At 65.6% G+C, this 25008-nt stretch carries 5 protein-coding genes and 3 tRNA genes; 1 reads left to right on the top strand and 7 read right to left on the bottom strand.

Annotated elements, in window-relative coordinates:
* Together CKW37_RS10680 and CKW37_RS10675 are read right to left on the bottom strand one after the other, a co-directional pair.
* Positions 1–20277, bottom strand: a 20277-nt coding sequence (locus tag CKW37_RS10680; RefSeq protein WP_095155656.1) for a non-ribosomal peptide synthetase, incomplete at its 3' end; no start/stop codon positions are given.
* 96 nt (positions 20278–20373) lie between these two features.
* Positions 20374–21141: a thioesterase II family protein gene (locus CKW37_RS10675; RefSeq protein WP_095155655.1), complete on the bottom strand. Its 768-nt coding sequence runs from the start codon at positions 21139–21141 to the stop codon at positions 20374–20376.
* A gap of 279 nt (positions 21142–21420) precedes the next feature.
* Here CKW37_RS10675 and CKW37_RS10670 point away from each other — a divergent pair, with 279 nt between their 5' ends.
* A complete protein-coding gene (locus tag CKW37_RS10670; RefSeq protein ID WP_095155654.1) occupies positions 21421–21921 on the top strand; it encodes a hypothetical protein in 501 nt (166 codons plus the stop codon).
* A gap of 484 nt (positions 21922–22405) precedes the next feature.
* On the opposite strand, the gene CKW37_RS10665 is transcribed toward CKW37_RS10670, so the two are convergent.
* From CKW37_RS10665 to CKW37_RS10645, 5 genes are all read right to left on the bottom strand, one after another.
* Positions 22406–22482: transfer RNA gene (locus CKW37_RS10665), tRNA-Asp, on the bottom strand.
* Between the two features lie 99 nt (positions 22483–22581).
* A tRNA-Asp gene (locus CKW37_RS10660) sits at positions 22582–22658 on the bottom strand.
* Between the two features lie 79 nt (positions 22659–22737).
* Positions 22738–22813: transfer RNA gene (locus CKW37_RS10655), tRNA-Val, on the bottom strand.
* A gap of 202 nt (positions 22814–23015) precedes the next feature.
* Complete coding sequence (locus CKW37_RS10650) at positions 23016–23789, bottom strand: SDR family oxidoreductase (RefSeq protein WP_095155653.1); 774 nt, start codon at positions 23787–23789, stop codon at positions 23016–23018.
* Positions 23786–24997 carry an O-succinylhomoserine sulfhydrylase gene (locus CKW37_RS10645; protein WP_095155652.1) on the bottom strand — a complete coding sequence of 404 codons (1212 nt, stop codon included), beginning with the start codon at positions 24995–24997 and terminating at the stop codon, positions 23786–23788. The genes CKW37_RS10650 and CKW37_RS10645 overlap by 4 nt, the downstream gene beginning before the upstream one ends.
* Positions 24998–25008 lie beyond the last annotated feature (11 nt).

Here is a 25008-nt window from a genome sequence, read left to right as displayed (position 1 = left end):
CGGCAGCGCACGGCGGTCCAGCTTGCCGTTGGCGCTCAGCGGCATTTTCTCCAGCAGTACGAAGTGGCTGGGGACCATGAACTCGGGCAGATGGGCCTTCAGATGCGCCTTGAGCGCGTCTTTCAACTCGCCGCTGTCCTGAGCCACCAGATAGGCCGCCAGTTGCTTGCCGCTCGGGCCATCGATATCGATCACGCTGGCTTCGCGGACTGCCGGGTATTCCAGCAGGCGCGCTTCGATTTCACCCAGCTCGATCCGCAAGCCGCGAATCTTCACTTGATGGTCGATACGGCCGGCGTACTCGATCACGCCCTCGTCGCGGTAACGCGCCAGGTCGCCGGTGCGGTAGAGGCGGCCGCCCTCGGTGGAGAACGGATCCGGCACAAAGCGTTCGGCGGTCAGCGAAGGACGGTTGTGGTAACCGCGGGCCAGACCGACGCCGCCCAAATACAGCTCGGCGGCGGTGCCCGGTGCAGCGGGCAGCAGGCCGTCTTCGAGGATGTGGGTTTTCAGGTTGTCGATCGGCTGACCAATTGGAACGCTCAGGTGATCGTTGACGGTGCAGGTCCAGTGAGTGACGTCGATCGCCGCCTCGGTCGGACCGTACAGGTTGTACAGCCCGCTGTGTGGCAGGCGTTTCAACACTTGGGCGGCCAGCTCGGCCGGCAGTGCTTCACCGCTGCAAACGACGCGCTTGAGGCTGGCACAGCTTTCAACGTGCTCGCTGGTCATGAATGCCTGAAGCATCGACGGCACGAAGTGCAGCGTGCTGACGCCGTACTCGTTGATGGTCGCCACCAGACGCTCCGGATCGCGGTGATCGCCCGGCAGCGCTACCGCCAGACGGGCACCGGTCAGCAGCGGCCAGAAGAACTCCCACACCGACACGTCGAAGCTGAACGGGGTCTTTTGCAGCACGGTATCCGTGCCGTCCAGACCGTAGGCCTTCTGCATCCAGTGCAGACGGTTGACCAAGGCGCGATGGCTGTTGCCGGCGCCTTTCGGTTTACCAGTGGAGCCCGAGGTATAGATCACGTAGGCGAGGTTTTCCGGCACGCTGTGCAGCGACGGGTTGGCGTCGCTGTAACCGTTCAGATCCAGTTGATCCAGGCAAAGCGACTGGATACCCGTTGGAATCGGCAGACGATCAACCAGTGCCTTTTGGGTCAGCAGCAGTTGCACACCACTGTCCTCGATCATGTACGCCAGACGGTCCTGTGGATAATCGGGGTCCAGCGGCACATAAGCACCGCCGGCCTTGATGATCGCCACCAGGCCAATCACCATTTCCAGGCTGCGCTCGACCGAAATGCCCACCAGCGCATCCGGGCCAACGCCCAGCTCGCGCAGTTTGTGAGCGAGTTGGTTGGCGCGGCGGTTGACCTCGGCGTAGCTCAGTTCTTCACCCGCGAAGACCAGCGCCGGAGCGTCCGGCGTCGCGGCAACCTGCGCCTCGATCAGGCTCTGAATGCACGCCTCGCTTGGGAACTCGGCGGCGGTAGCGTTCCAGTCGCCGAGGATGTGTTGTTGCTCGACCGCGGACAGCATCGACAACTCACCCAGCGCCGCCTGCGGATTGGCCACCAGCGCCAGCAGCAGGTGCTCGAAATGCGCCGCCAGTTGCGCGACGGTATCGCCGGCCAGTTGCTGACGGTCGTAGCTCATGCGCACGGCCAACTCGTCGCCCGCCTCGATCACCAGGGTCAGCGGATAGTGGGTCTGCTCCTGGCTGACCACCTTGTCGAACACCAGTGCATCCGGCGCCGCGCCATGCAGCGCATCGGCGATCGGGTAGTTCTCGAAGACCATGATCGAGTCGAACAGCGCTTCGCCATTCCAGCCCGCCCAGCGCTGGATGTCATACAGCGGCGTGTGCTCGTGTTCGCGCAGGGCCAGGTTCTGCGCCTGGACCTGTTGCACCCACTCGGCCACGGTCTGCTCGACCCGCGGACGGCCCACCACCGGCAAGGTGTTGATGAACAGGCCAAGCTGTTCTTCGACACCCGACAGGTCGGCCGGACGCCCGGCGACGGTGGCGCCGAAGGTCACGCCCGACTGCCCGGTGTAGCGTTGCAACACCAGCATCCAGGCCGCTTGCAACAAGGTGTTGGCGGTGACGCGCTGGTCGCGGGCGAAGTCGTTGAGGCGACGAGTGCGTGTGCTGTCCAGGGTCAACAACAGGTCGGCGAAGCCCTCGCCTTCCACCGGTGCCTTGAACACCGGCACCAGGCGGGTCGGCTCGTCCAGCTCGGCCAGTTGGCCCAGCCAGAAGTCCTGGCCGACCTTGGCGTCCTGGCGTTGCAGCCATTCGATGTAGTCGCGGTAGCGCTTGCCCGTCGGCGGCACATGACCGCTGTAGCGTTGCAGCACCTCGCCGAGCATGCGCGAGTTGCTCCAGCCGTCGAGCAGGATGTGGTGGCTGGTGAACACCAGGTAGTGGCTGTCCTCGGCGGTACGCAGCAAGGTCAGGCGCAGCAGCGGATCGCGTTGCAGATCGAAGCCGCGCTGTTTGTCCGCCTCGGCCCAGGCCGCCAGGGCCTCGTCCGATAGGGTCTGACCACGCACGTCCAGTTCGGCGAAGGACACCGCCACCTGCCGGCGAATCACCTGCAACGGCTGGGCGAAGCCGCTGATGAAATTCGCCCGCAGCACATCGTGGTTATCCACCACCGCCTGCCACGCCGCGCGGAAGCGCTGGACATCGAGGCCGCGCACCTGCGCGAGCATCTGGTTGATGTAGCTGCCGCCCTCCTGCTCGTACAGGCTATGGAACAGCATGCCCTGCTGCATCGGCGACAGCGGATAGATGTCGGCGATCTGCGCCGCGGCCAGCGGCAGGCTGTCCAGTTGCGGCTGGTCGAGGCCGGCCAGCGGGAAGTCCGATGGCGTCACCCCGGCAACACCGGCGGCCACGCAGTGCTCGATCAGGTGTTGCAGTTCCTGGCCGTAGGCATCGGCCAGGGCTTGCACGGTCTGGACGTCGAACACTTCGTTGCTGAAACTCCACGCCAGTTCCAGCGCGCCATTGAGCACCTGGCCGTTGATCGCCAGCAGGCTGCCCAGCGGCGCCTCGGGGCTCTGGCCTTCGCCACTGCCTTCGCCAGACGGCGCGAACAGCGCGTCTTCGGCGGCGAAGCTGGCATCCAGTTGGCCGAGGTAGTTGAAGACGATCTCGCCCTGCGGCAGCGCCGCGAGGCTGGCTTGCGCCGCGTCGCTGCCCAGGTAGCGCAGCACGCCGTAGCCGAGGCCTTTGTTCGGCACGGCGCGCAGTTGTTCCTTGACCGCCTTGATCGACGCGCCCAGCTCCAGCGCCGGGGTCAGCTTCACCGGGTACAGGCTGGTGAACCAGCCGACGGTGCGGGTGGTGTCGAGGCCCTCGAAGAGGTCTTCGCGGCCGTGGCCTTCCAGGCGCACCAGCGTCTCGGCGTTGCCGCTCCAGCGACTGATGACGCGGGCCAGCGCGGTGAGCAGCAGGTCGTTGATCTGGGTGCGGTAGGCCGCCGGGGCGTCCTGCAGCAACTGGCGGGTCAACGCGCTGTTCAAGTTCGTGCGAACGGTCGCTTCGTGCTTGTGCTGGCGGCCGCCGTCGGCACGGTCCAGCGGCAGTGCGTCGCTGACGCCCTGCAACTGCGCCTGCCACCAGCCCAGTTCCTGCTCCAGCGCCGGGCTGCCGGCGAAGGTGCGCAGGTGCTCAGCCCAGACCTTGACCGAATGGGTCTTGGCCGGCAGCGCGGCACCGTTATAGGCCGCTTGCAGGTCCTCCAGCAAAATCCGCCAGGACACACCGTCCACTGCCAGGTGATGAATCACCAGCAGCAGGCGCTGTTCGCCCTGCGGCAGGTTGACCAGCAGGGCGCGCAACAGCGGGCCGTTCTGCAAGTCGAGGCTGCGTTGTGCCTGGTTGGTCAGTTCAGCCAATTGATCGCGGCTGGACAGCTCGCGCACCCACAGCAACTCGCCAGCCGCCGCGTCACGGAAGCGTGCGCGCCCCTCGACGAAGCTCAGGCGCAGCGCATCGTGATGCACCAGCAGTGCCTGCAAGGCCGCTTCCAGCGGCGCTGCCTCCAGGTGCACGGTCGGCTTGAGCAGCACCGACTGGTTCCAGTGATGACGCTCAGGAATCGGGCTGTCGAAGAACCAATGCTGAATCGGCATCAACGGGGTTTCGCCGGTCACTGGACCCTGCTCGATACGCACCACCGCGGCGCGGCTCGCCACCTGGGCGATGCCCTGCACGGTCTGGCGCTGGAACAGGTCTTTCGGGCTGAACACGATGCCCGCCTGACGCGCACGGCTGACCACCTGAATGGAGATGATCGAGTCGCCGCCCAGCTCGAAGAAGTTGTCGGTCACGCCGACCTTCTCCAGCTTGAGGACGTCGGCCCAGATCGCCGCCAGTTGGGTTTCCAGCGCATTCGCCGGCGCGACATAGGCGGCCTGCGACTGGCTGATATCGGGCTTGGGCAGCGCACGGCGGTCCAGCTTGCCGTTGGCGCTCAGCGGCATTTTCTCCAGCAGTACGAAGTGGCTGGGGACCATGAACTCGGGCAGATGGGCCTTCAGATGCGCCTTGAGCGCGTCTTTCAACTCGCCGCTGTCCTGCGCCACCAGATACGCCGCCAGTTGCTTGCCGCTTGGGCCGTCGATATCGATCACGCTGGCTTCGCGGACGGCCGGGTATTCCAGCAGACGCGCTTCGATTTCACCCAGTTCGATGCGCAGACCGCGAATCTTCACCTGATGGTCGATACGGCCGGCGTATTCGATCACGCCCTCGTCGCGGTAACGCGCCAGGTCGCCGGTGCGGTAGAGGCGGCCGCCCTCGGTGGAGAACGGATCCGGTACAAAGCGTTCGGCAGTCAGCGAAGGACGGTTGTGGTAACCGCGAGCCAGACCGACGCCGCCCAAATACAGCTCGGCGGCGGTGCCCGGCGCGGCGGGCAGCAGGCCGTCTTCGAGGATGTGGGTTTTCAGGTTGTCGATTGGCTGACCGATCGGAACGCTCAGGTGATCGTTGACGGTGCAGGTCCAGTGGGTGACGTCGATCGCCGCCTCGGTCGGGCCGTACAGGTTGTACAGGCCGGTGTGTGGCAGGCGTTTCAACACTTGAGCCGCCAGCTCGGCCGGCAATGCTTCACCGCTGCAAACGACGCGTTTCAGCGAGGCGCACGACTCGACCAGCTCGCTGGTCATGAATGCCTGGAGCATCGACGGCACGAAGTGCAGCGTGCTGACGCCGTACTCGTTGATGGTCGCCACCAGACGCTCCGGGTCACGGTGATCGCCCGGCAATGCAACCGCCAGACGAGCGCCGGTCAGCAGCGGCCAGAAGAACTCCCACACCGACACGTCGAAGCTGAACGGGGTCTTTTGCAGCACGGTATCCGTGCCGTCCAGACCGTAAGCCTTCTGCATCCAGTGCAAGCGGTTGACCAAGGCGCGATGGCTGTTGCCCGCCCCTTTCGGCTTGCCGGTGGAGCCCGAGGTGTAGATCACGTAGGCGAGGTTTTCCGGCACGCTGTGCCGCGACGGGTTGGCGTCGCTGTAACCGTTCAGATCCAGTTGATCCAGGCAAAGCGACTGGATATCCGCTGGAATCGGCAGACGATCAACCAGCGCCTTTTGGGTCAGCAGCAATTGCACGCCACTGTCCTCGATCATGTACGCCAGACGGTCCTGTGGATAATCCGGGTCCAGCGGCACATAAGCACCGCCGGCCTTGATGATCGCCACCAGGCCAATGACCATTTCCAGGCTGCGCTCGACCGAAATACCCACCAGCGCATCCGGGCCAACGCCCAGTTCGCGCAGTTTGTGAGCGAGTTGGTTGGCGCTGCGGTTGACCTCGGCGTAGCTCAGCTCTTCACCGGCAAACACCAGCGCCGGAGCGTCCGGCGTCGCGGCGACCTGCGCCTCGATCAGGCTCTGGATGCACGCCTCGCTTGGGAACCCGGCGGCGGTGGCGTTCCAGTCGCGCAGGATGTGCTGCTGCTCGGCATCGCCCAGCAGCGGCAGCTCACCGATACGCTGCTGCGCATCGGCAACCATGCCCCGCAGCAGGTTCTGCCAATGCTCGGCCATGCGCGCGATGGTGTCCGCTTCGAACAGCGCGGTGGCGTAGGTCAGCGACGCGCTGAGGCCGTTGTCCTGCTCGACGGTGTTGAGCATCAGGTCGAACTGCGCGGTGTGCTTCTCCGAGGCCACCCCTTGCAGGGTCAGCCCGGCCAGTTCGCGCACCAGTTGCGGCGCCTCGTTCTGGTGGTTGTACATCACCTGGAACAGCGGGCTGCGGCTCAAGTCGCGCTGGGGTTGCAGCGCTTCCACCAGTTGCTCGAACGGCAGGTCCTGATGGGCCTGGGCCTGCAAGGCATGACGCTTGACCTGTTGCAGCAACGCGGCAACGGTGGTCTGCGAATCCACCTCGGCCTTGAGCACCTGGGTGTTGACGAAGAAGCCGATCAGGCCTTCGGTTTCGGCGCGGTTGCGGTTGGCGATCGGCACGCCGACACGCACATCGCCCAGGCCCGAATAGCGGTGCAGCAAGGTCTGCAACGAGGCCAGCAGGAGCATGAACAGGGTCACGCCCTGCGCCTGCGCCAGCCCTTTCAGGCGCGCGGCCAGTTCGGCGTCCAGCTCTAGGTGCAGTTGCGCACCCTCGGTGCTCTGCACCGGCGGACGCGGATGGTCGGTCGGCAGTTCCAGCACCGGTTGTTCGCCGCCCAGTTGCGCGGTCCAGTAGGCCAGTTGCCGGTCCTTCTCGCCCGCGTCCATCCAGGTGCGCTGCCACAAGGCGTAGTCGGCGTACTGGATCGGCAGCGGCGCCAACGCGACGTCCTCGCCCTGGCTGTAGCCGGCGTACAGGCGCATCAGCTCATCGACCATGATCGGCATCGACCAGCCGTCGGTGACGATATGGTGCTGAACCAGCACCAGCACATGCTCGTTCTCGCCCAGATGCAGCAGGCGCACCCGCAGCAGTGGGCCCTGTTCCAGGTCGAACGGCCGCAGGGTTTCGTCCTCGATAAACAGGCGCACCTGTTCGTCTCGCGGCAGTGGCGAGTCCGGCAGTTGCTCCAGCGCCAGCACGAACGGCGCCACCCCGTGGATGACCTGCACGGCCTGGCTGCCGTCCTGGCGGAAGGTGGTGCGCAGGGTTTCGTGGCGGCCGATCAGGATTTCGAAGGCCAGTTCCAGCGCGGCGATATCCAGCGCGCCCTTCAGGCGCAGCGCCGCCGGCATGTTGTACGCCGCGCTCTGCGGCTCCAGTTGCCAGAGGAACCACTGCCGTTGCTGGGCGTACGAAAGCGCCAGCGGCTGACCGCGGTCGGCCTTGCCGATGGCCTGCAACTTGCTGCTTTCGCCGTGCTCGACCTGGCGGGCAAAGCCGCGCAGGTCCTTGGCTTCGAACAGGCTGCGCAACGACAGCTCGATCTTCAGGGCCTGGCGCACGCGGGAGATGACCTGGGTCGCCAGCAGCGAATGGCCGCCCAGTTCGAAGAAGCTGTCATCGAGACCGACGCGCTCGATCTTCAGCACCTCGGCCCAGATGGCGGCCAGTTGTTGCTCCAGCTCGGAGACCGGGGCGACGTAGGCGGTTTGCGACAGGGTGGTGTCCGGCTGCGGCAGCGCCTTGCGGTCGAGCTTGCCGTTCGGCGTCAAAGGCATCGCCGCCAGCAGCACGAAGTGGGTCGGCACCATGTAGTCCGGCAGGCTGGCCTTCAGTGCGGTTTTCAGTTCTTCACGCAGGGCCTCGGCATCGCTCGCCACTTTCGTAGTCACGTAGGCCGCAAGCTGCTTGCCCTGCGGGCCGTCGATATCCAGCACCACCGCTTCGCGGATCGCCGGATGCTCTTGCAGCCGGGTTTCGATTTCGCCCAGCTCGATGCGGTAGCCGCGGATCTTCACTTGATGGTCGGCGCGGCCGACGTATTCGAGAACACCATCGGCGCGGCGGCGTGCCAGGTCACCGGTGCGGTACAGGCGCTCGCCCGGTGCGCCGAACGGGTTCGGCACGTACACCGGCGTGGTGCGGCGCGGGTCGGCGACATAGCCGCGACCGACGCCTGTACCCGCCACGCACAACTCGCCGACGGCACCCAGCGGCACCAGTTCCAGCGCGTCGTCCAACAGGTAGATCAGGTTGTTGTCGGTCGGCGTGCCGATCGGCAGGTAAGTGCTTTGGGTGGAATCCAGATCGACGCGGAAGAACGCCACGTCATCCGAGCATTCGGCCGGACCGTAGGCGTTGACCAGGCCAATCTGTGGATAACGCAGCAGCCATTGCTTCGCCAGTTCTGGCGGCATGGCTTCGCCGGTCGGCAGCATCCAGCGCAGGCCGTCGAGGGAAACCCGCTCTTCCGCCAACAGGCCCTGAATCAACGACGGCACGCTTTCCAGCACGCTGATGCCTTGCGCTTGAACGTGGGCCAGCAGCGCCTGCGGATCGCGGGCGATGTCGTTCGGCACGATATCCACGCGGGCCCCGAACAGCGGCGCGGCGAGGAACTGCCAGACGGAAATATCGAAGCTCTGCGAGGCGGTCTGCGCGATTACATCGGCGTCGCTCAGATCGAGGTAAGGCACCTTGCTCAACTGGTTGTTGAGCATGCCGCGCTGCTCGACCATCACGCCTTTCGGCAGGCCGGTGGAACCAGAGGTGAAGATCACGTAGGCGAGGTTGTCCGGGGCGCTGTAGCGGCCCGGGTTATCCACAGCGGCGGTGTTTTGCTGGACTTGTTCCCAGACCAGCAATTGCACCGGGCTGTCCAGACCGGCCAACAGTTCACGCGCCTGCGCCTCGCACGCGGCGCTGCACACCAGCACTGGCGCGCCGCTCTGGGCGATCACACCGCTCAGGCGCTGGTTCGGCAATGCCGGGTCCAGCGGCAGGTAGCCGGCGCCAGCCTTGAAGCTGCCGACGATCATGCCCAGCAGGTCCGAGCCACGCTCGGCCAGCAAAGCAATCGGTTGATCGAAGCCAGCGCCCGCCACGATCAGCGCATGACCGAGGCGGTTGGCGGCGGCGTTCAGTTCGGCGTAAGTGTCCTGACGCTCCAGGCACGACACGGCAATGCGCTCGGGATGCGCGGCGACCTGTTCTTCGAACAGCGCCACATAGCTGCGCTCCAGCGGGTAGTCGTGGGCGCTCTGGTTGCAGCCGTTGACCAGGAATTCGCGCTCAGCCTCGCCCAGCAACGGCAGCTCGGCCATATCGCCATGGAAACCTTCCACCAGCGCCAGCAGCAGGCGCTTGAACTCGGCGAGCATGCCGTTGACGGTGGACTCGTCGAAGTAACGCTGGTCGTAGGACAGGTGCAGGCCGAGGTCATCGCCCGGGTAGCAGACGGCGGTCAGCGGGTAGTTGGTGTGGGTCCGGCCCGAGTCCGAGGTGGCATTGAGGCTTTGCGCACGGTCCAGCACCGAGACTTCCACCGGGGCGTTCTCGAACACGAACAGGCTGTCGAACAGCGGCATGCCCTTGGGCAGTTCGCTGTTTTCCTGGATGTTCACCAGCGGCAGGTATTCGTACTCGCGCAGTTCCATGTTGCTGTCCAGCAAGCCGCTCAGCCACTGGCGCACGCTCTGCCGCTGGCCGTCGCGCGGCAGGCCGACGCGCAGGGCAATGGTGTTGATGAACAGGCCGACGGTGCGCTGCATCTGCGGCATGTCCACCGGACGCCCGGCCACGGTGACGCCGAACAGCACGTCACGGTCGCCGCTCATGCGCCGCAGGGTCAGGGCCCACGCTGCCTGGGCGAAGGTGTTGACGGTCAGTTGATGTTGCTGGGCCAGTTCGCGCAGGCGGGCGCCGTCCTTCACCTCGAGGCGGGTGTAGACGTCGCCGACGATCATGCCGCCGTGCTCGCTGGCGTGCTCGCGCAGGTACGGCCGGTCGCTCGGGATCGGCGTCGGCCGCTCGAAGCCGCGCAGGTTGTCGCGCCACCAGGTGCGCGCCTGTTCCAGGCCGCGCTGCTGCAGCCAGCCGATGTAGTCGCGATAGCGCGGCGGCGGCGACAGTTGCGCGTCGCGGCCCTCGCCGAGGGCCATATAGATATCGAAGAAGTCGTTCATCAGCAGCGAACGGCACCAGGCATCGATCAGGATGTGGTGGTTGCTCATCATGAACCAGTAGTTCGCCTCGCCGACGCGGATCAGGCGCAGGTGGAACGGCGCCTGCCGCAGCAGATCGAAACCGGCCTCGCGCTCGCGCTTGTGCAGCGCTTGCAGGCGCGGCTCCTGTTCATCCGCCGGCACCTCGCGCCAGTCGAGGTATTCGACGGCGGTGTCGCCCGGCTTGTGGATAACCTGCAGCATGGTCTGCCCGACGTCCCAGCAGAACGATGCGCGCAACGCTTCATGACGGGCCACCACGGCCTGCCAGGCGTGGGCGAAACGCTCGGGGTCGAGGTCGCTGTTGATGCGGTAGCGGTCCTGCATGTAGTACAGGCCGGTGCCCGGTTCCAGCAGGGTGTGCAGGAGCATGCCCTCCTGCATCGGGGTCAGCGGGTAGACGTCCTCGATCCGCGCCGCCGGCACCGGCAGCGCGTCGAGTTGTGCCTGGGTCAGGCTGGCCAGCGGGAAGTCCGACGGCGTCAGACCGCCATTGCCCTCGGTGACGCAGTGTTCGACCAGCGCCTGCAACTGCGCCAGGTAGGCAGTGGCCAGGTTGTCGATGGTCGCGACCTGATGGCGCTCGCCACTGAAGGTCCAGCGCAGCACCAGTTCGCCGGCGTAGACCTGGGCATCGATGCTCAGTTCGTTGGGCAATGGCGCGTGCGGGTCATGGGCGGTGCCGGCGGATTCTTCCAGCGGACGGAACAGCGCGTCGCTGGCAAAGCTCTGGTCGAACTGGCCGAGGTAGTTGAAGGTGACCGGCGCCAGCGGCAGCGCCTGCATCGCGGCGCGACTGACGTCGTCGCCGAGGTAGCGCAGCACGCCGTAGCCGAGGCCCTTGTGCGGCACCTGCCGCAGTTGTTCCTTGATCGCCTTGATCGACGCGGCGGCGTCGTTCGCCACCGGGGTCAGGCGCAGCGGATAGGCGCTGGTGAACCAGCCGACGCTGCGGGTCAGGTCGATCTCGTCGAACAGGGTTTCACGGCCATGGCCTTCGAGCTGGACCAGCGCCGACGCCTGCCCGGTCCACTGGCACAGCACACGGGCCAGGGCGGTCAGCAGCAGGTCGTTGATCTGCGTGCGATACGCCGCCGGCGCGTCTTGCAGCAACTGGCGGGTGCGCTGGGCATCCAGGCGCACGCTGACGGTGCTGGCGTGCAGGTTCTGCTGGCCGCCGTCGAGGTTAGTGTCCGGCAGTGGCATGGCCCCGCCAGCCAGTTGCCCTTGCCACCAGTCGCGTTCCTCGCGCAGCGATTCGCTTGCCGCATAGGTGTGCAGGCGCGCCGCCCAGTCGCGCATCGCGCTGGTCTTGGCCGGCAGTTGCACGGCCTCGCCGACTTGCAACTGGCGATAGGCGGTTTGCAGGTCTTCCAGCAGCACGCGCCAGGAAACGCCGTCCACCACCAGGTGATGGATCGCCAGCAGCAGGCGTTGCTGCCCTTGCGGGCCGTCCACCAGCAAGGCGCGCAGCAGCGGGCCGTGCGCGAGGTCGAGGCTGCGCTGGGCGTCATCGAAAAGGTCGGCGCACTGCGCCATGTCGGTGACCTGCGCCACCCGCAACAGGCTATCGCCCGCGTTCTCGCTGAACTGCGCCTGCCACTGTCCGTCACGCTCGCTGAAGCGCAGGCGCAGGGCGTCGTGCTGGTGCTGCACGGCGTTCAGTGCCTGTTCCAGCAGCGCGGCGTGCAGGGTGAGGGTCGGTTCCAGCAGTACCGCCTGGTTCCAGTGCTGACGGTTGGCGATCGGGGTCTCGAAGAACCAGTGCTGGATCGGCGTCAGGCCCGAAGTGCCGCTGAGCAGGCCCTGTTCGGCGCTGACCAGTTCTTGCGTGGTGGCCACCGCAGCGAGGCTCTGCACGGTCTGGTGCTGGAACAGGTCGCGAGGACTGAAGTGAATCCCGGCCGCACGGGCACGGCTGACCACCTGGATCGACAGGATCGAGTCGCCGCCCAGTTCGAAGAAGTTGTCGTTGAGGCCGACCTGGGCGACGTTGAGGACTTCGCCCCAGATCCGCGCCAGGGTCAGTTCCAGCTCGCTGCTCGGCGCCACGTAATGCTGACGGTTCAGCTCCGGGTCCGGCGCAGGCAGGGCGCGGCGGTCGAGCTTGCCGTTGGCGGTCAGCGGCATGGCGTCCAGCAGGATCAGGTGGGTCGGCACCATGTAGTCCGGCAGTTGCGCCTTGAGGGCGGTTTTCAGCGCCTCGCGCAGGTGCGCCTGTTGCGCCTCGTCCTGATGGGCGACGTCGCTGACCAGATAACCGGCCAGTTGCTTGCCCGCCGGCGTTTCCAGCGCCAGCACCACCGCTTCGCGGATGGCCGGGTGGTCCAGCAGGCGGGTTTCGATTTCGCCCAGTTCGATACGGAAACCGCGGATCTTCACCTGATGGTCGACCCGGCCGATGTATTCCACCTGACCATCGGCGCGCTGGCGCACCAGGTCACCGGTGCGGTACAGGCGACCGCCATCGGTGGCGAACGGATCGGCGACAAAGCGCTCGGCGGTCAGCCCCGCCCGTTCGTGATAGCCGACCGCGAGGCCGGCGCCGCCGACATACAGCTCACCGGTGGCGCCTTGCGGCACCAGCGCCAGGTCAGTGTCGAGGATATACGCCACCCGCGCGCCCACCACGCTGCCGATCGGCACGCTGGCCTGGCCCTCGTCCAGCTCGGCCGGTGACAGGCAGGCCAGCGGCATGACCACGGTTTCGGTCGGGCCGTAGGCGTTGAAGAACAATGCCGGGGCGAAGGCCGCGCGAATCCGTTGCAGGTGCTCGCCGGTCAGCGCTTCGCCACCAGTGATGCACATGCGTACCGGCAAGCGTTGCTGCTGGGTCGCCAGCCACTGTGCCAACTGGCCGCCGTAGCTCGGCGTGAAGCCGAGAATGGTCACGCCCTGCTCGCGGATCAGCGTGCAGATTTCCTCGGCATCCCATTGGCCCTGGGCGCGCAGCACCAACCGCGAACCGGTCAGCAATGGCACCAGCAGGCGCTCGGTGGCGGCGTCGAAGTTGATCGAATAGAAATGCAGCTCGCAGTCGTCCGGGCGCATGTCGAAGCGCTTGATCACCGCCTGGCAGTGCATGGCGATTTCGCCATGGCTGACCACCACGCCTTTCGGCAGGCCGGTGGAGCCGGAGGTGTAGATCAGGTACGCCTGATGCTGCGGCAGGCTGATGAACGGCGGCTCGCTGTCCGGGTAGCCGGCCAGTTTCGCCAGGTCCTCTTCCAGGCTCCAGCGCGCCACGCCTTCGGGCAGCTCGCCCAAGGCGTCGAGCAAGGTGGCGTCGCTGAGCAGCAGGCGCACGCCGCTGTCTTTGATCATGTATTGCAGGCGTTCCAGCGGGTATTCCGGGTCCAGCGGCACGTAGGCGCCGCCGGCCTTGAGGATCGCCAGCAGGCCGATGACCATTTCCAGCGAACGCTCCAGTGCCAGGCCAACCCGCACCTGCGGGCCGACGCCACGCTCGCGCAGCATCCAGGCCAGGCGGTTGACCTGGGCATCCAGCTCGCCGTAGCTCAGGGTCTGGCCACGGAAGGTCAGCGCGCCGGCCTCGGGGTTGGCGCGCACGCGCTGGCTGAACAGGCTGTGAATGCACTGGTCGAGGCGCTGCTCGCCCGGCTCGGCGCCGAGGCTGTCGAGCAAGCCCTGGCGTTCGCTGTCATCCAGCAGCGGCAACTCGCCGAGGCGTTGTTGCGGGTTATCCAGCAGCGCTTGCAGCAGGTTGCGCCAGTGCCCGGCCATGCGCGCGATGCGCGGCTCATCGAAGAGGTCGGTGCTGTAGGTCAGGCAGCAACCCAGGCGGTGATCCAGCTCGGTGACTTCCAGGTTGAGGTCGAACTTGGTCGCCCGGGCGTCGTTGACCAGGTATTCCACGGTCATGCCCGCCAGCTCGCGGCTCTGCTGGAATTCCCAGCGCTGCACGTTGCACATCACCTGGAACAGCGGGTTCCAGGCGGCGCTGCGCGGCGGTTGCAGGGCTTCCACCAGATGGTCGAATGGCAGGTCCTGGTGCGACTGGCCTTCGATCACGGTGTGGCGAACCTGTTCGAACAGCTCGCCGACGCTCATCTGCCCGTCGAGCTGCACGCGCAGCACCTGGGTGTTGAGGAAGGCGCCGATCAGCCCTTCGCTTTCCGGGCGGATACGGTTGGCCACCGGCGCGCCGATGCGCAGGTCGGTCTGGCCGCTGTAGCGGTAGAGCAGCACCGCCAGGGCGGCGGTCATGGTCATGAACAGGGTCAGGCCATTCTTCGCGTTGAAGGCGCGCACGCGGCCGGCCAGGTCATCGGCGAGGTCGAAGCGGAACAGCTCGCCCTGGTGGCTCTGCACCGCGGGACGCGGACGGTCGCCGGGCAATTCCAGCAGCGGATGTTCCTTGCCCAGTTGCGCGGTCCAGTAGTCCAGTTGGCGCTGGCGCTCGCCGGATTCCAGCCACTGGCGCTGCCACACGCTGTAGTCGAGGTACTGTACCGCCAGTGGTTCCAGCGGCGACGGCTTGCCGTCGAGGAAGGCTTCGTAGAGCAGGCCCAACTCGCGGGCAAAGATGTCCATCGCCCAGCCTTCGGTGACGATGTGGTGCAGGGTCAGGACGAAGTAGTGCTCCTGCTCGCCGGCCTTGACCAGGCAGGCGCGCAGCAGCGGGCCGGTCTCCAGGTCGAACGGCGTGTGCGCTTCGCTGTCGGCGAAAGCGTGCAGGCGCACCTCGCGTTCAGCGGCCGGCAGCGCCGAGAGATCCAGCCATTGCATGGCGACGCCGGTCTCTTCCGAGACCTTCTGGCAGGCCACGCCGTTGACGCTCGGGAAGGTGGTGCGCAGGGTTTCGTGGCGCAGGATCAGCGCCTGCAACGCGGCCTCGAAGCAGCCGATATCGAACGCGCCGCTCAGGCGCGCCATGCCGCCGACGTTGTACGCCGGGCTGTCCGGCTCCATCTGCCAGAGGAACCACATGCGTTGCTGCGAATAGGACAGCGGCACCGCCTGGCGACGATCGACCTGGCCGATCGGCTGCTGGCTGTTGCGCTCGCCGGCGGCATGCAGCGCCGCGACACGGGCGGCGAAATCGCCCAGCTCGCGGTGCTCGAACAGCACCCGCAACGGCAGCTCGACGTCGCAGCTCTGCCGCACGCGGGAAATGATCTGGGTCGCCAGCAGCGAGTGGCCGCCGAGTTCGAAGAAGTCATCGGCAAGACCGATGCGCGGCACGCCCAACACGTCGCGCCAGATCGCGGCGATGCGCTGTTCCAGCTCGGTTTGCGGCTCGATGTGCTCGCGGGATTGCCATTGCGGTTCAGGCAGGGCGCGGCGGTCGAGTTTGCCGCTCGGGCCGAGGGGCATGACGTCGAGGCGCATCAGTTGCGCCGGCACCATGTATTCCGGCAGTTCCAGCGCCAGCTCGGCCTTGAGCCGCGCCACTTGCGCGGCCTCGCCCTCCTCGCTCGCCTCGGCGGTGAAGTAGCCCACCAGTTGCGGGCCGGCGACGGTCTCGCGGACCAGCACCGCGGCCTGGCCAACGCCCGCCAGCGCCAGCAAGCGGGCTTCGATTTCCTGCGGTTCGACGCGGAAACCACGCAGCTTCACCTGATGGTCGAGACGGCCGAAATACTCCAGCGCGCCATCGGCGGCCCAGCGCACACGGTCGCCGGTGCGGTAAAGACGAGCGCCCGGCTCGCCGGCAGCGTCCGGCACGAAGCGCTCGGCGGTCAGCCCGGCGCGACCCAGATAGCCACGAGCCAGACCGATGCCGCCGATGCACAGCTCACCGGCCACGCCATCCGGCTGGGCATTCAGCTCGCCATCCAGCACGCGGCAGATCACGTTGCCCAGCGGGCGGCCAATCGGCGAACGCGCGCCATCGTGGGTCTGGCAGTGCCAGTGGGTGACGTTGATCGCAGTTTCGGTCGGGCCGTAGCGGTTGTGCAATTGCGCGTTGGGCAGCTGCGCCAGCACGCGGTTGCGCAACTCGGCGGGCAGCGCCTCGCCACCGGAGAACACCCGGCGCAGGCTGTCGCAGCCAGCGGTCAGCGGCTCGTCGATGAACAGTTGCAGCAGCGGCGGCACGAAGTGCAGCGTGGTCACGCCGTGCTCGCGCACCAACTGCGCGATGCGGTGCGGATCGCGGTGCTCGCCGGGGCCGGCGATGACCAGTTTGCAACCGGTGATCAGCGGCCAGAAGCATTCCCACACCGACACGTCAAAGCTGATCGGCGCCTTCTGCATCAGCACGTCGGTTTCGTTCAACTGATACGTGGCCTGCATCCATTGCAGGCGCTCGGCCAGGGCCGCGTGCGTATTGCCCACCCCTTTCGGTTGGCCGGTGGAGCCGGAGGTGTAAATCACGTAGGCGAGGTTGTCGCCGTGCACATGCAGGCCCGGCGCGTGGCTCGGCCAGTTGTCCAGCTTGAGGGTGTCCAGGGCGATAGCGCTGACGCCCTCGGCGCTCGGCAGGTCGCCGAGCAGGTGGCTCTGGGTCAGCAGCAACGACACGCCGCTGTCGGCCAGCATGTAGGCCAGGCGCTCGCTCGGGTAATCCGGGTCCAGCGGCACATAGGCGCCACCGGCCTTGATGATCGCCAGCAGGCCGACCAGCAGTTGCGGCGAGCGCTCCACGGCGATCGCCACTTTCACATCCGGACCGACGCCCTTGTCGCGCAGGTAGTTGGCCAGGCGGTTGGCCTGGACGTGCAGACCGGCAAAGTCGAGGCTGCCGCCATCCCACACTAGCGCGGTGCGCTCGGGGCTGCGCAGGGCCTGTTCATTCAGCAGTTCCGGCAGCCAGCGGCTGGCCGGGGCGCAGGGGGCGACGCTCCAGTCTTGCTGACGGGCCACTTCGGCGGCGTCCAGCAGTTGCAGGTCACCGAGGGCGATGTCGGCGTCGGTGCTGACCTGGGTCAGCAGGCGCACGTAATGCGCGGCGAGGCGGACGATGGTCGCGCGCTCGAACAGTTCGTCGGCGTAGTCGAACGACAGGCTGATGCGCCCGTTGCGGTCCTCTTCGCTGTGCAGTTGCAGGTCGAACTTGGCTTCGCGGCTGTGCCACGGCAACTCGTCGGCCAGCAGCCCCGGCAGGCGACGCAGCGCGCTCAGGTCGCGCTGCTGGTGGTTGAACATGACCTGGAACAGACCCTGTTCGCGGGCCTGCGGGAAGGCTTCGACCAGTTGGTCGAACGGCAGGTCCTGATTGGCCTGGGCCTCCAGCGCGGTCTGGCGGGTGCGGGCCAGCAGTTGCGCGAATGGCAGGCGGACTTCCAGTTCCGCGCGCAGCACCAGGGTGTTGATGAAGAAGCCGATCAGGCCCTGGGTTTCCAGGCGCGGACGGTTGGCGCCGGGGACGCCGACGCGGATATCGGTCTGCCCGCTGTAGCGGTGCAGCAGGCTCTGGAAGCCGGCCAGCAACAGCATGAACGGCGTCGATTGATTGTGTTGCGCCGCCGCTTTCACCGCGCTGCTCAGCTCGGCGCTCAGGCGCAGGCTGTAGCGCGCGGCGCTGTGTTGCTGACGGGCGGAACGCGGATGGTCAGTGGCGAGGTTCAGGCTCGGTTGCTCATCGCCCAGTTGCGCTTTCCAGTAATCCAGTTGGCGCTGGGCTTCACCCCGGGCCAGCCATTCGCGCTGCCACTGGCCGTAGTCGGCGTAACGCACCGGCAGCGGTTCCAGCGCCAGCGGCTGGTCCTGCACGGTGGCGGCATAGAGGCGCGAGAACTCGTCGATCAGCACGTTCAGCGACCAGCCGTCGGCGATGATGTGGTGCAGGGTCACCAGCAGTTGGTGCTCCTGCTCGTCCAGGCACACGAGTTGCACCCGGAGCAGCGGGCCGTTTTCCAGGTCGAACGGGAGACGCGCCTGCTCCTCGCGGATCGCCAGGGCACGGGCACGGCGTTCATCGTCATCAAGCTCGCTGAGGTCGATACGCGAGATTGCCAGCGGACTGGCGGCGTCGATCCGCTGCAAGGCCACGCCGTCTTCTTCGTAGAAGCGCGTGCGCAGCGATTCATGGCGTTCCACCAGGCGCTGGAAGGCCGTGCGCAGTGCGTCTTCGTCCAGTTCGCCGCGCAGGTTCAGGCCCGCAGGAATGTTGTAGGCGCTGCTGTGCGGATCGAGTTGCCAGGTGAACCACAGGCGGTTTTGCGCCAGGGATTGCGGCAGCCCTTCGTCGCCGGCCAGGCGGACGATGCCGTCCTGGACCTGGGCGCCGGACTGCACGCCTTCGATGGCGGCAACGAAGCCTTCCAGGGTCGGCGCCTCGAACAGCAGGCGCAGGTTCAGCTCGATGCCCAGCGCTTCGCGCAGGCTGGCGACCACTTGCGTCGCGACGATGGAGTTGCCGCCCAGCAGGAAGAAGTGATCGGCGGCGGCGACGTCCTCGATTTGCAGGTGCTCGCGCCAGGTACGGGCCACCAGTTCCTGCAGGTTGGACGGCGCCAGCAGCGCGTCACTGGCCTTGGCCGCGCCCGCCTGCTGCGGGAACACCGCGTAGCTGTCGAGGCTGCCATCGGCCAGGCGGGTGCGGCAGGCGGAACGTTGCAGCTTGCCGCTGGAGGTCTTCGGCAAGGCGCCGGGATTGAGCAGCACCACCACGCTCGGGGCCTGCTGGAAAGCGTCGGCCACGGCATGACGCAGGCGCTTGATCAATTCGTCGGCGGGCACGCTTTTCTGCACGCTGCGACCGATCTCGGCGGCGATGCCAATACCCTCGACACCGTCCTGGGTGACCGCGAACGCAGCGATGCGGCTCTTGCGCACCACGTCCACTTCACGCTCGATGGTCTGCTCGATGTCCTGTGGATAAATATTCTGGCCGCGGACGATCAGCATGTCTTTCAGGCGGCCGGTGATGTACAGCTCGCCATCGCGGATGAAGCCCAGGTCACCGGTGCGCAGCCAGGTCTGGCCAGCATGCTGGACGAAGGTCTTGGCCGTGGCCTCGGGGTTGCGCCAGTAGCCATGGGCGATGCTCGGGCCACAGGCCCAGACTTCGCCGACCTGGTTTTCGCCCAGTTCCGCCAGGCTTTGCGGATCGGCGATCAGCACGCCGTGCTCCGGTTGGCTGGTGCCGCAGCTCATCACCGGGCTGCCCTGCCCCGGCTCGGCGGTATTGCGCGCCAGCGCCTGCTCGTCCAGACGCAGGTGCGGAATGCCCTGGCCACGCTTGCCGCCCGCGACGAACAGGGTCGCCTCGGCCAGGCCATAGGAAGCGAAGAAGCTGCTGGCGTCGAAACCGCAACCGGCGAATTTCTCGGCGAAGGCGTCCAGGCTGTCCAGGCGGATCGGCTCGGAGCCGGAATACGCCACGCGCCAGCCGCTCAGGTCGAGCCGGGCCAGCGCCGAATCGCTGACCCGCGCGGCGCAGAGCTGGTAGGCGAAGTCCGGGCCACCGCTGATGGTGCCCTTGTAGTCGCTGATCGCTTCCAGCCAGCGCAGTGGCCGGCTGAGGAAGTAGGCCGGGGCCATCAGCACGCACGGCACACCGCTGAAGATCGGTTGCAGCAGGCCGCCGATCAGGCCCATGTCGTGGTACAGCGGCAGCCAGCTGACGATCACGTCGTCCGGGTTGAGGTCGATGCCGAAGCCGTGGCGGATCAGTTTTTCGTTGGCCACCAGGTTGCCGTGGCTGACCTGCACGCCCTTGGGCAGCGCGGTGGAACCCGAGGTGTATTGCAGGAACGCGATATGTTCGCCGGTCAGTTCCGGTGCTTGCCAGGCGTCGGCGCGGGCACTGTCCAGGGTGTCGACGCACAGCAGCGCCGGGGCGCCATCGGCCGCCAGTTCCGCCACTTCCAACAGGCTCTCGCGCAGGGCCGAGGCGGTCAGCACCAGGCTCGGCTCGGCGTCGGCGATGATCGACAGCAGGCGCTCCTGATGGTGACGGCGATTGGACTCCGGCGGATAGGCCGGCACCGCGATCACACCGGCATACAGGCAGCCGAAGAACGCCGCGACATAGTCCGGGCCACTGGGAAACAGCAGGATCGCCCGGTCACCCAGCGCAGCCTGGGACTGCAGGGCGGCCGCGATGGTTCGCGCGCGCAGGTCCAGGTCACGGTAGGTCAGCACGAGGCCCTGGTCCTTTTCGTCGGAAAGAAACCGCAGCGCCAGTTTGTCCGGCGTCTGTGCGGCGCGACGTTGGAGGGACTGGGCCAGGGTGGCTGGAAGTTCAAACGCATCCATGATGGGTTCCTGCTAGATTCGGCTTGGCAAAAAAAGGGTCGGGGTATCGAAAAGAAAACGCGCCCGCAGCGGCCGGCGCGTGTGCAGCAGTGCTGCTCAACCGGCCGCGCGGGCGGGTTGCAGGGCCTTGCGGTTGCGCCAGCGCGCCAGATGCTGGTCGGCGTAGCGGCGCAACTGGCGCAGCAGTTGGGTCTGCTCATCGATCAGGTAGAAGTGGTGGCCTTCGAACATGTCGAGGGAGAAACCGGTGCTGGTCTCCTCCTGCCAGTCGAGCAGTTCCTCGACCTTGACCGTGTCGCGCTTGCCGCCAAACACATGGATCGGCACCGCCAGCGGCTCGCGCCGGCCATAGGTGAAGCTGCCGCAGAGAAGGAAATCGGCGCGCAGGATCGGCAGGATCAGTTCGAGCAGTTCTTCGTTGGCGATCACGCTTTCACTGGTGCCACCCAACTCGCGCAGGCGAGCGATCAGTTCGGCGTCGCTTTTCTCGATGGCGTATTCACTGACATCGCGCCGGGCCGGACCTGCCGTGGCCGAGGCGAACAGCGCCAACGGCGCCGGCAGGCCGCGTTGGCGCAAGACATGGGCCAGCTCGAAGGCCAGCAGGCCGCCGAGGCTGTGGCCGAACAGCGCGTAGGGACGGTCCAGCTCGACGGCGATTTCGTCGGCCAGGTGATTGGCGAGCGCCACCATGTCGGTCTGCAGCGGCTCGTCCATGCGCATGCCACGCCCGGGCAGCTCCAGCGGGCGCACCCGCAGCCAGGCCGGCAGCTTCTGCCGCCAGGGGCTGTAGCACATGGCGCTGGCGCCGGAATAAGGCAGGCAGAACAGGGTCAGGCCGGGTGCTTCGCGATCGATGCCCATTTATCGTTTTCCTGTGGATGCACGCCCCGGCCATGACAACGGCCGGGCTTGTCTCCAAAAAGAACGGATGGGGGGTGGAAATAATTAGTCGCAACTGTGAGGGGTAGATTGGGAGGTGCGCGTGGTTTGCGTTGCCTGCCAGGGATGACCCATTCCACGACCAACGGAAAGCCATGAGCGCACTCCTCGTCGCCACGAAGCCAACCCATACATATCTACGGCTGGATCCGCAGTTGAGCCTGTTTGAATGGAAGCTCAAACACTCATGAGGAAAGGCAAATGGCTATTCGTTATACCCCCTTTCAATCAAGCGGCTCTCCAGTATTGCCGCCCAATCAAACAATGTCGCCGGGGCAACACCTGATATCCCCAAGCGGGCAATTTCGCCTGGTACTGCAGGCGGATGGTAATTTGGTAATTACAGATAACGGTGCAGTAGTGTGGGTTGCAGATGAAAATCAGATTTACAGCAGAACACTGCATCAAAAAAAGATGCGTGAACCTTTGCAATTCGTCATCAGCAATAGCGGCTTTCTTTACGACCCCTCAAGAAAGCGGTTATGGATCGCTTCAAGCACCCACAGCACCGACAAATCGCTTTGGTACAACGCCTGCATGGTTATTCAAGATGACGGCAACCTGGTTATTTATGACCAGCGCACGGGAAGCCTATGCTGGGCTCGCTCTGGATTCGTGCCCGGTCGGATTCCAAAGCCAAAACAAAGGTGGATGAAATCCCTACCGAACGGCATAAAGATTCATGAGTGGAAATTTGACTAGGCACTCTTCACAGCAGTCAATCTCTCTTGCCGCTAAGGTCCGTTGAAGATAGGTGGTGGTTGCAAGCAATCAGGGGCATATGGATTTATCTCGCACTGATAGGCAAGTTCCTGGCGGTAGCCTTTAGGAAATAGCTCTCCGCCCCTACAGCCAGCAAGCGTCATCAACATCAATATCGCGGTTAGTGCTCTCATGTACCCTCCCTGTTTTCAGAAGAGAATACAGTTGAGATTCACACGCCACACACCATTAAGTTCCGATGGGTTCGTGGGAAACATCCTGTACATCACTGAGGCTTACTGAACCAACATCACAAATCATGCGGTGCGCTGAGAGCGCTGGCGTTACGAAGGAAGGCGTCGCGGCACTCACTTTCATCAGCCGGCATTCGCGCCACAGAAAATGAAACGACAGAAACAAAAAAAGCGACCCTAAGGTCGCTTTCTTCGTTGCTTCGAGGAGTTCAAGGGCCTCGAGGCGAGTATGGCGCAGCGGACGGGACTCGAACCCGCGACCCCCGGCGTGACAGGCCGGTATTCTAACCGACTGAACTACCGCTGCGTATCTCACAGACTTTCGTCCGTTTGAAACTGGGATCTGGCCTGAAGGCTTCGATACCTTCGGACCTCAAACCGGTCGTTAAACCGATCTGGAGAAAAATGGCGCAGCGGACGGGACTCGAACCCGCGACCCCCGGCGTGACAGGCCGGTATTCTAACCGACTGAACTACCGCTGCGCAGTGTGGACTTGCGTCCTGTTCCTCTCTGGTAGATCGCTTCTTTCGAGTCGACCCGGGCCAGGAACATCTCAGGAAGTGGTGGGTGATGACGGGATCGAACCGCCGACCCTCTGCTTGTAAGGCAGATGCTCTCCCGGCTGAGCTAATCACCCAATTCGTAACCTGTGTTGCTTTGTTACGTTTGCTTCGCTGAGGCCGCGAAATTTACGCAGGTGCCGAACCTAAGTCAATACCCCCATTGAAGTTTTTTTTCAAAAAGGGCAAAAAACCTGTTCCCCGCTTCACACCCAAACCTGCGGTGCTAGCACACACCTCAACGTCCGCAACATGAAAACAGCCGGCGTTCGCTGACTGTTATTGGTAGATCATTTTCTTGGTCATGCCGCCGTCGACGACGAACTCCTGACCGGTGATGAATCCCGCGTTCTTCGACAACAGCCACGAGACCATCGACGCCACATCTTCCACGGTCCCTACCCGGCCCGCCGGATGCTGCGCATGGTCGGCCTCGCTCAACGGTTCGGCACGGCGCACGGAAGGATCACGGGCATCGATCCAGCCAGGGCTGACGGCGTTGACGCGAATCTCCGGGCCCAGGCTCATGGCCAGCGCATGGGTAAGGGCCAGCAGCCCACCCTTGCTCGCGGCATAGGCCTCGGTATCGGGTTCGGACTGGCCCGCGCGGGTCGACACCAGGTTGACGATGGCCCCGCAATGAGCGCGCAGATACGGCGCACAGTGCTTGGCCAGCAACATCGGGCCGCCCAGGTTGACCGCCAGGACGCGATTCCAGTGATGGAGGCTGAGGCTTTCCAGGGTGGTGTTGTGCGGATCGGCGATCGCCGCGTTGCACACCAGTGCATCGAGGCGGCCGAACTGACCGAGCACTTCGGCAACGCCGACGGTGACCTGGTTTTCGTCGGCGACATCCATGCCGACGAACCAGGCATTGTCGCCCAGCACCTTGGCGACCTTGGCCCCGCGCACGCGGTCAAGGTCGGTCAGGACGACCTGCCAGCCTTCGGCGATCAACCACGCGGCGATGCCCAGGCCGATGCCGCGAGCGGCACCGGTAACCAGCGCCACGCGGCCATTATGGCTGCTCTCGGCAACCGACCAGTCGATCACAGTGCAGCCAGTCCACGGGCGAGGTCGGCCTTGAGGTCGGCCACGTCTTCCAGACCCACGGCGACGCGGATCAGGCTGTCGCGGATACCGGCGGCCTCACGTTCCTGCGGCGACAGACGGCCGTGGGAGGTGGTGCCCGGGTGGGTGATGGTGGTCTTGCTGTCACCGAGGTTGGCGGTGATCGAGATCAACCGGGTAGCGTCGATGAAGCGCCATGCGCCCGCCTTGCCATCCTTGACCTCGAAGCTCACTACCGCACCGAAGCCGGTCATCTGGCGCTTGGCCAGTTCGTGCTGCGGATGGCTTTCCAGCCCGGCGTAATGAACCTTCTCGATGCCGTCCTGCTGCTCCAGCCACTCGGCCAGAGCCTGTGCGTTGGCGCAGTGGGCGCGCATGCGCAGGCTCAGGGTTTCGAGACCCTTGAGGAAGATCCAGGCGTTGAACGGGCTCAGCGACGGACCCGCGGTGCGCAGGAAGCCCACCACTTCTTTCATCTGCTCGCTGCGACCGGCAACCACGCCGCCCATGCAACGGCCCTGGCCGTCGATGAACTTGGTCGCCGAGTGCACGACGATGTCCGCGCCCAGCTTCAACGGCTGTTGCAGCGCCGGGGTGCTGAAGCAGTTGTCCACCACCAGCATGGCACCCTTGGCGTGGGCAACCTCGGCCAGCGCGGCGATATCCACCAGTTCGGCCAGCGGGTTGGACGGCGACTCGACGAACAGCAACTTGGTGTTCGCCTTGATCGCCTGTTCCCAGGCAGACAGGTCCGCCAGCGGCACGTAATCGACCTGCACGCCGAAGCGCTTGAAGTACTTCTCGAACAGGCTGATGGTCGAACCGAACACGCTCTGCGAGACCAGCACATGGTCGCCGGCGCTGCACAGCGCCATTACCGTGGACAGGATCGCGGCCATGCCGGTGGAGGTGGCGACCGCCTGCTCGGCGCTTTCCAGGGCGGCGATGCGCTCCTCGAAGGCCCGGACGGTCGGGTTGGTGTAGCGCGAATAGACGTTGCCTGGAACTTCGCCGGCGAACCGCGCCGCGGCGTCGGCCGCGGTACGGAACACGTAGCTGGAGGTGAAGAACAGCGGATCGCTGTGCTCACCTTCCGGCGTGCGATGCTGGCCGGCGCGTACCGCCAGCGTATCGAAAGCGACCCCTTCGAGGTCGCTGTCCAGGCGCCCGGCATCCCATTCCTGTGTCATGCCGTTGCTCC

It is taken from the genome of Pseudomonas sp. Irchel 3E13, assembly GCF_900187455.1.
In the GTDB taxonomy this organism is placed as follows: Bacteria; Pseudomonadota; Gammaproteobacteria; order Pseudomonadales; family Pseudomonadaceae; genus Aquipseudomonas.
Note: the sequence above shows the minus strand (reverse complement) of the source record. Positions and strands in the feature narration are given on the sequence as shown.

Excerpts from the sequence above, each read along its gene's own strand:
- CKW37_RS10670 (WP_095155654.1), top strand. The coding sequence starts at position 21,421 with ATGGCTATTCGTTATACCCCCTTTCAATCAAGCGGCTCTCCAGTATTG.
- CKW37_RS10645 (WP_095155652.1), bottom strand. The coding sequence starts at position 24,997 with ATGACACAGGAATGGGATGCCGGGCGCCTGGACAGCGACCTCGAAGGG.
- CKW37_RS10675 (WP_095155655.1), bottom strand. The coding sequence starts at position 21,141 with ATGGGCATCGATCGCGAAGCACCCGGCCTGACCCTGTTCTGCCTGCCT.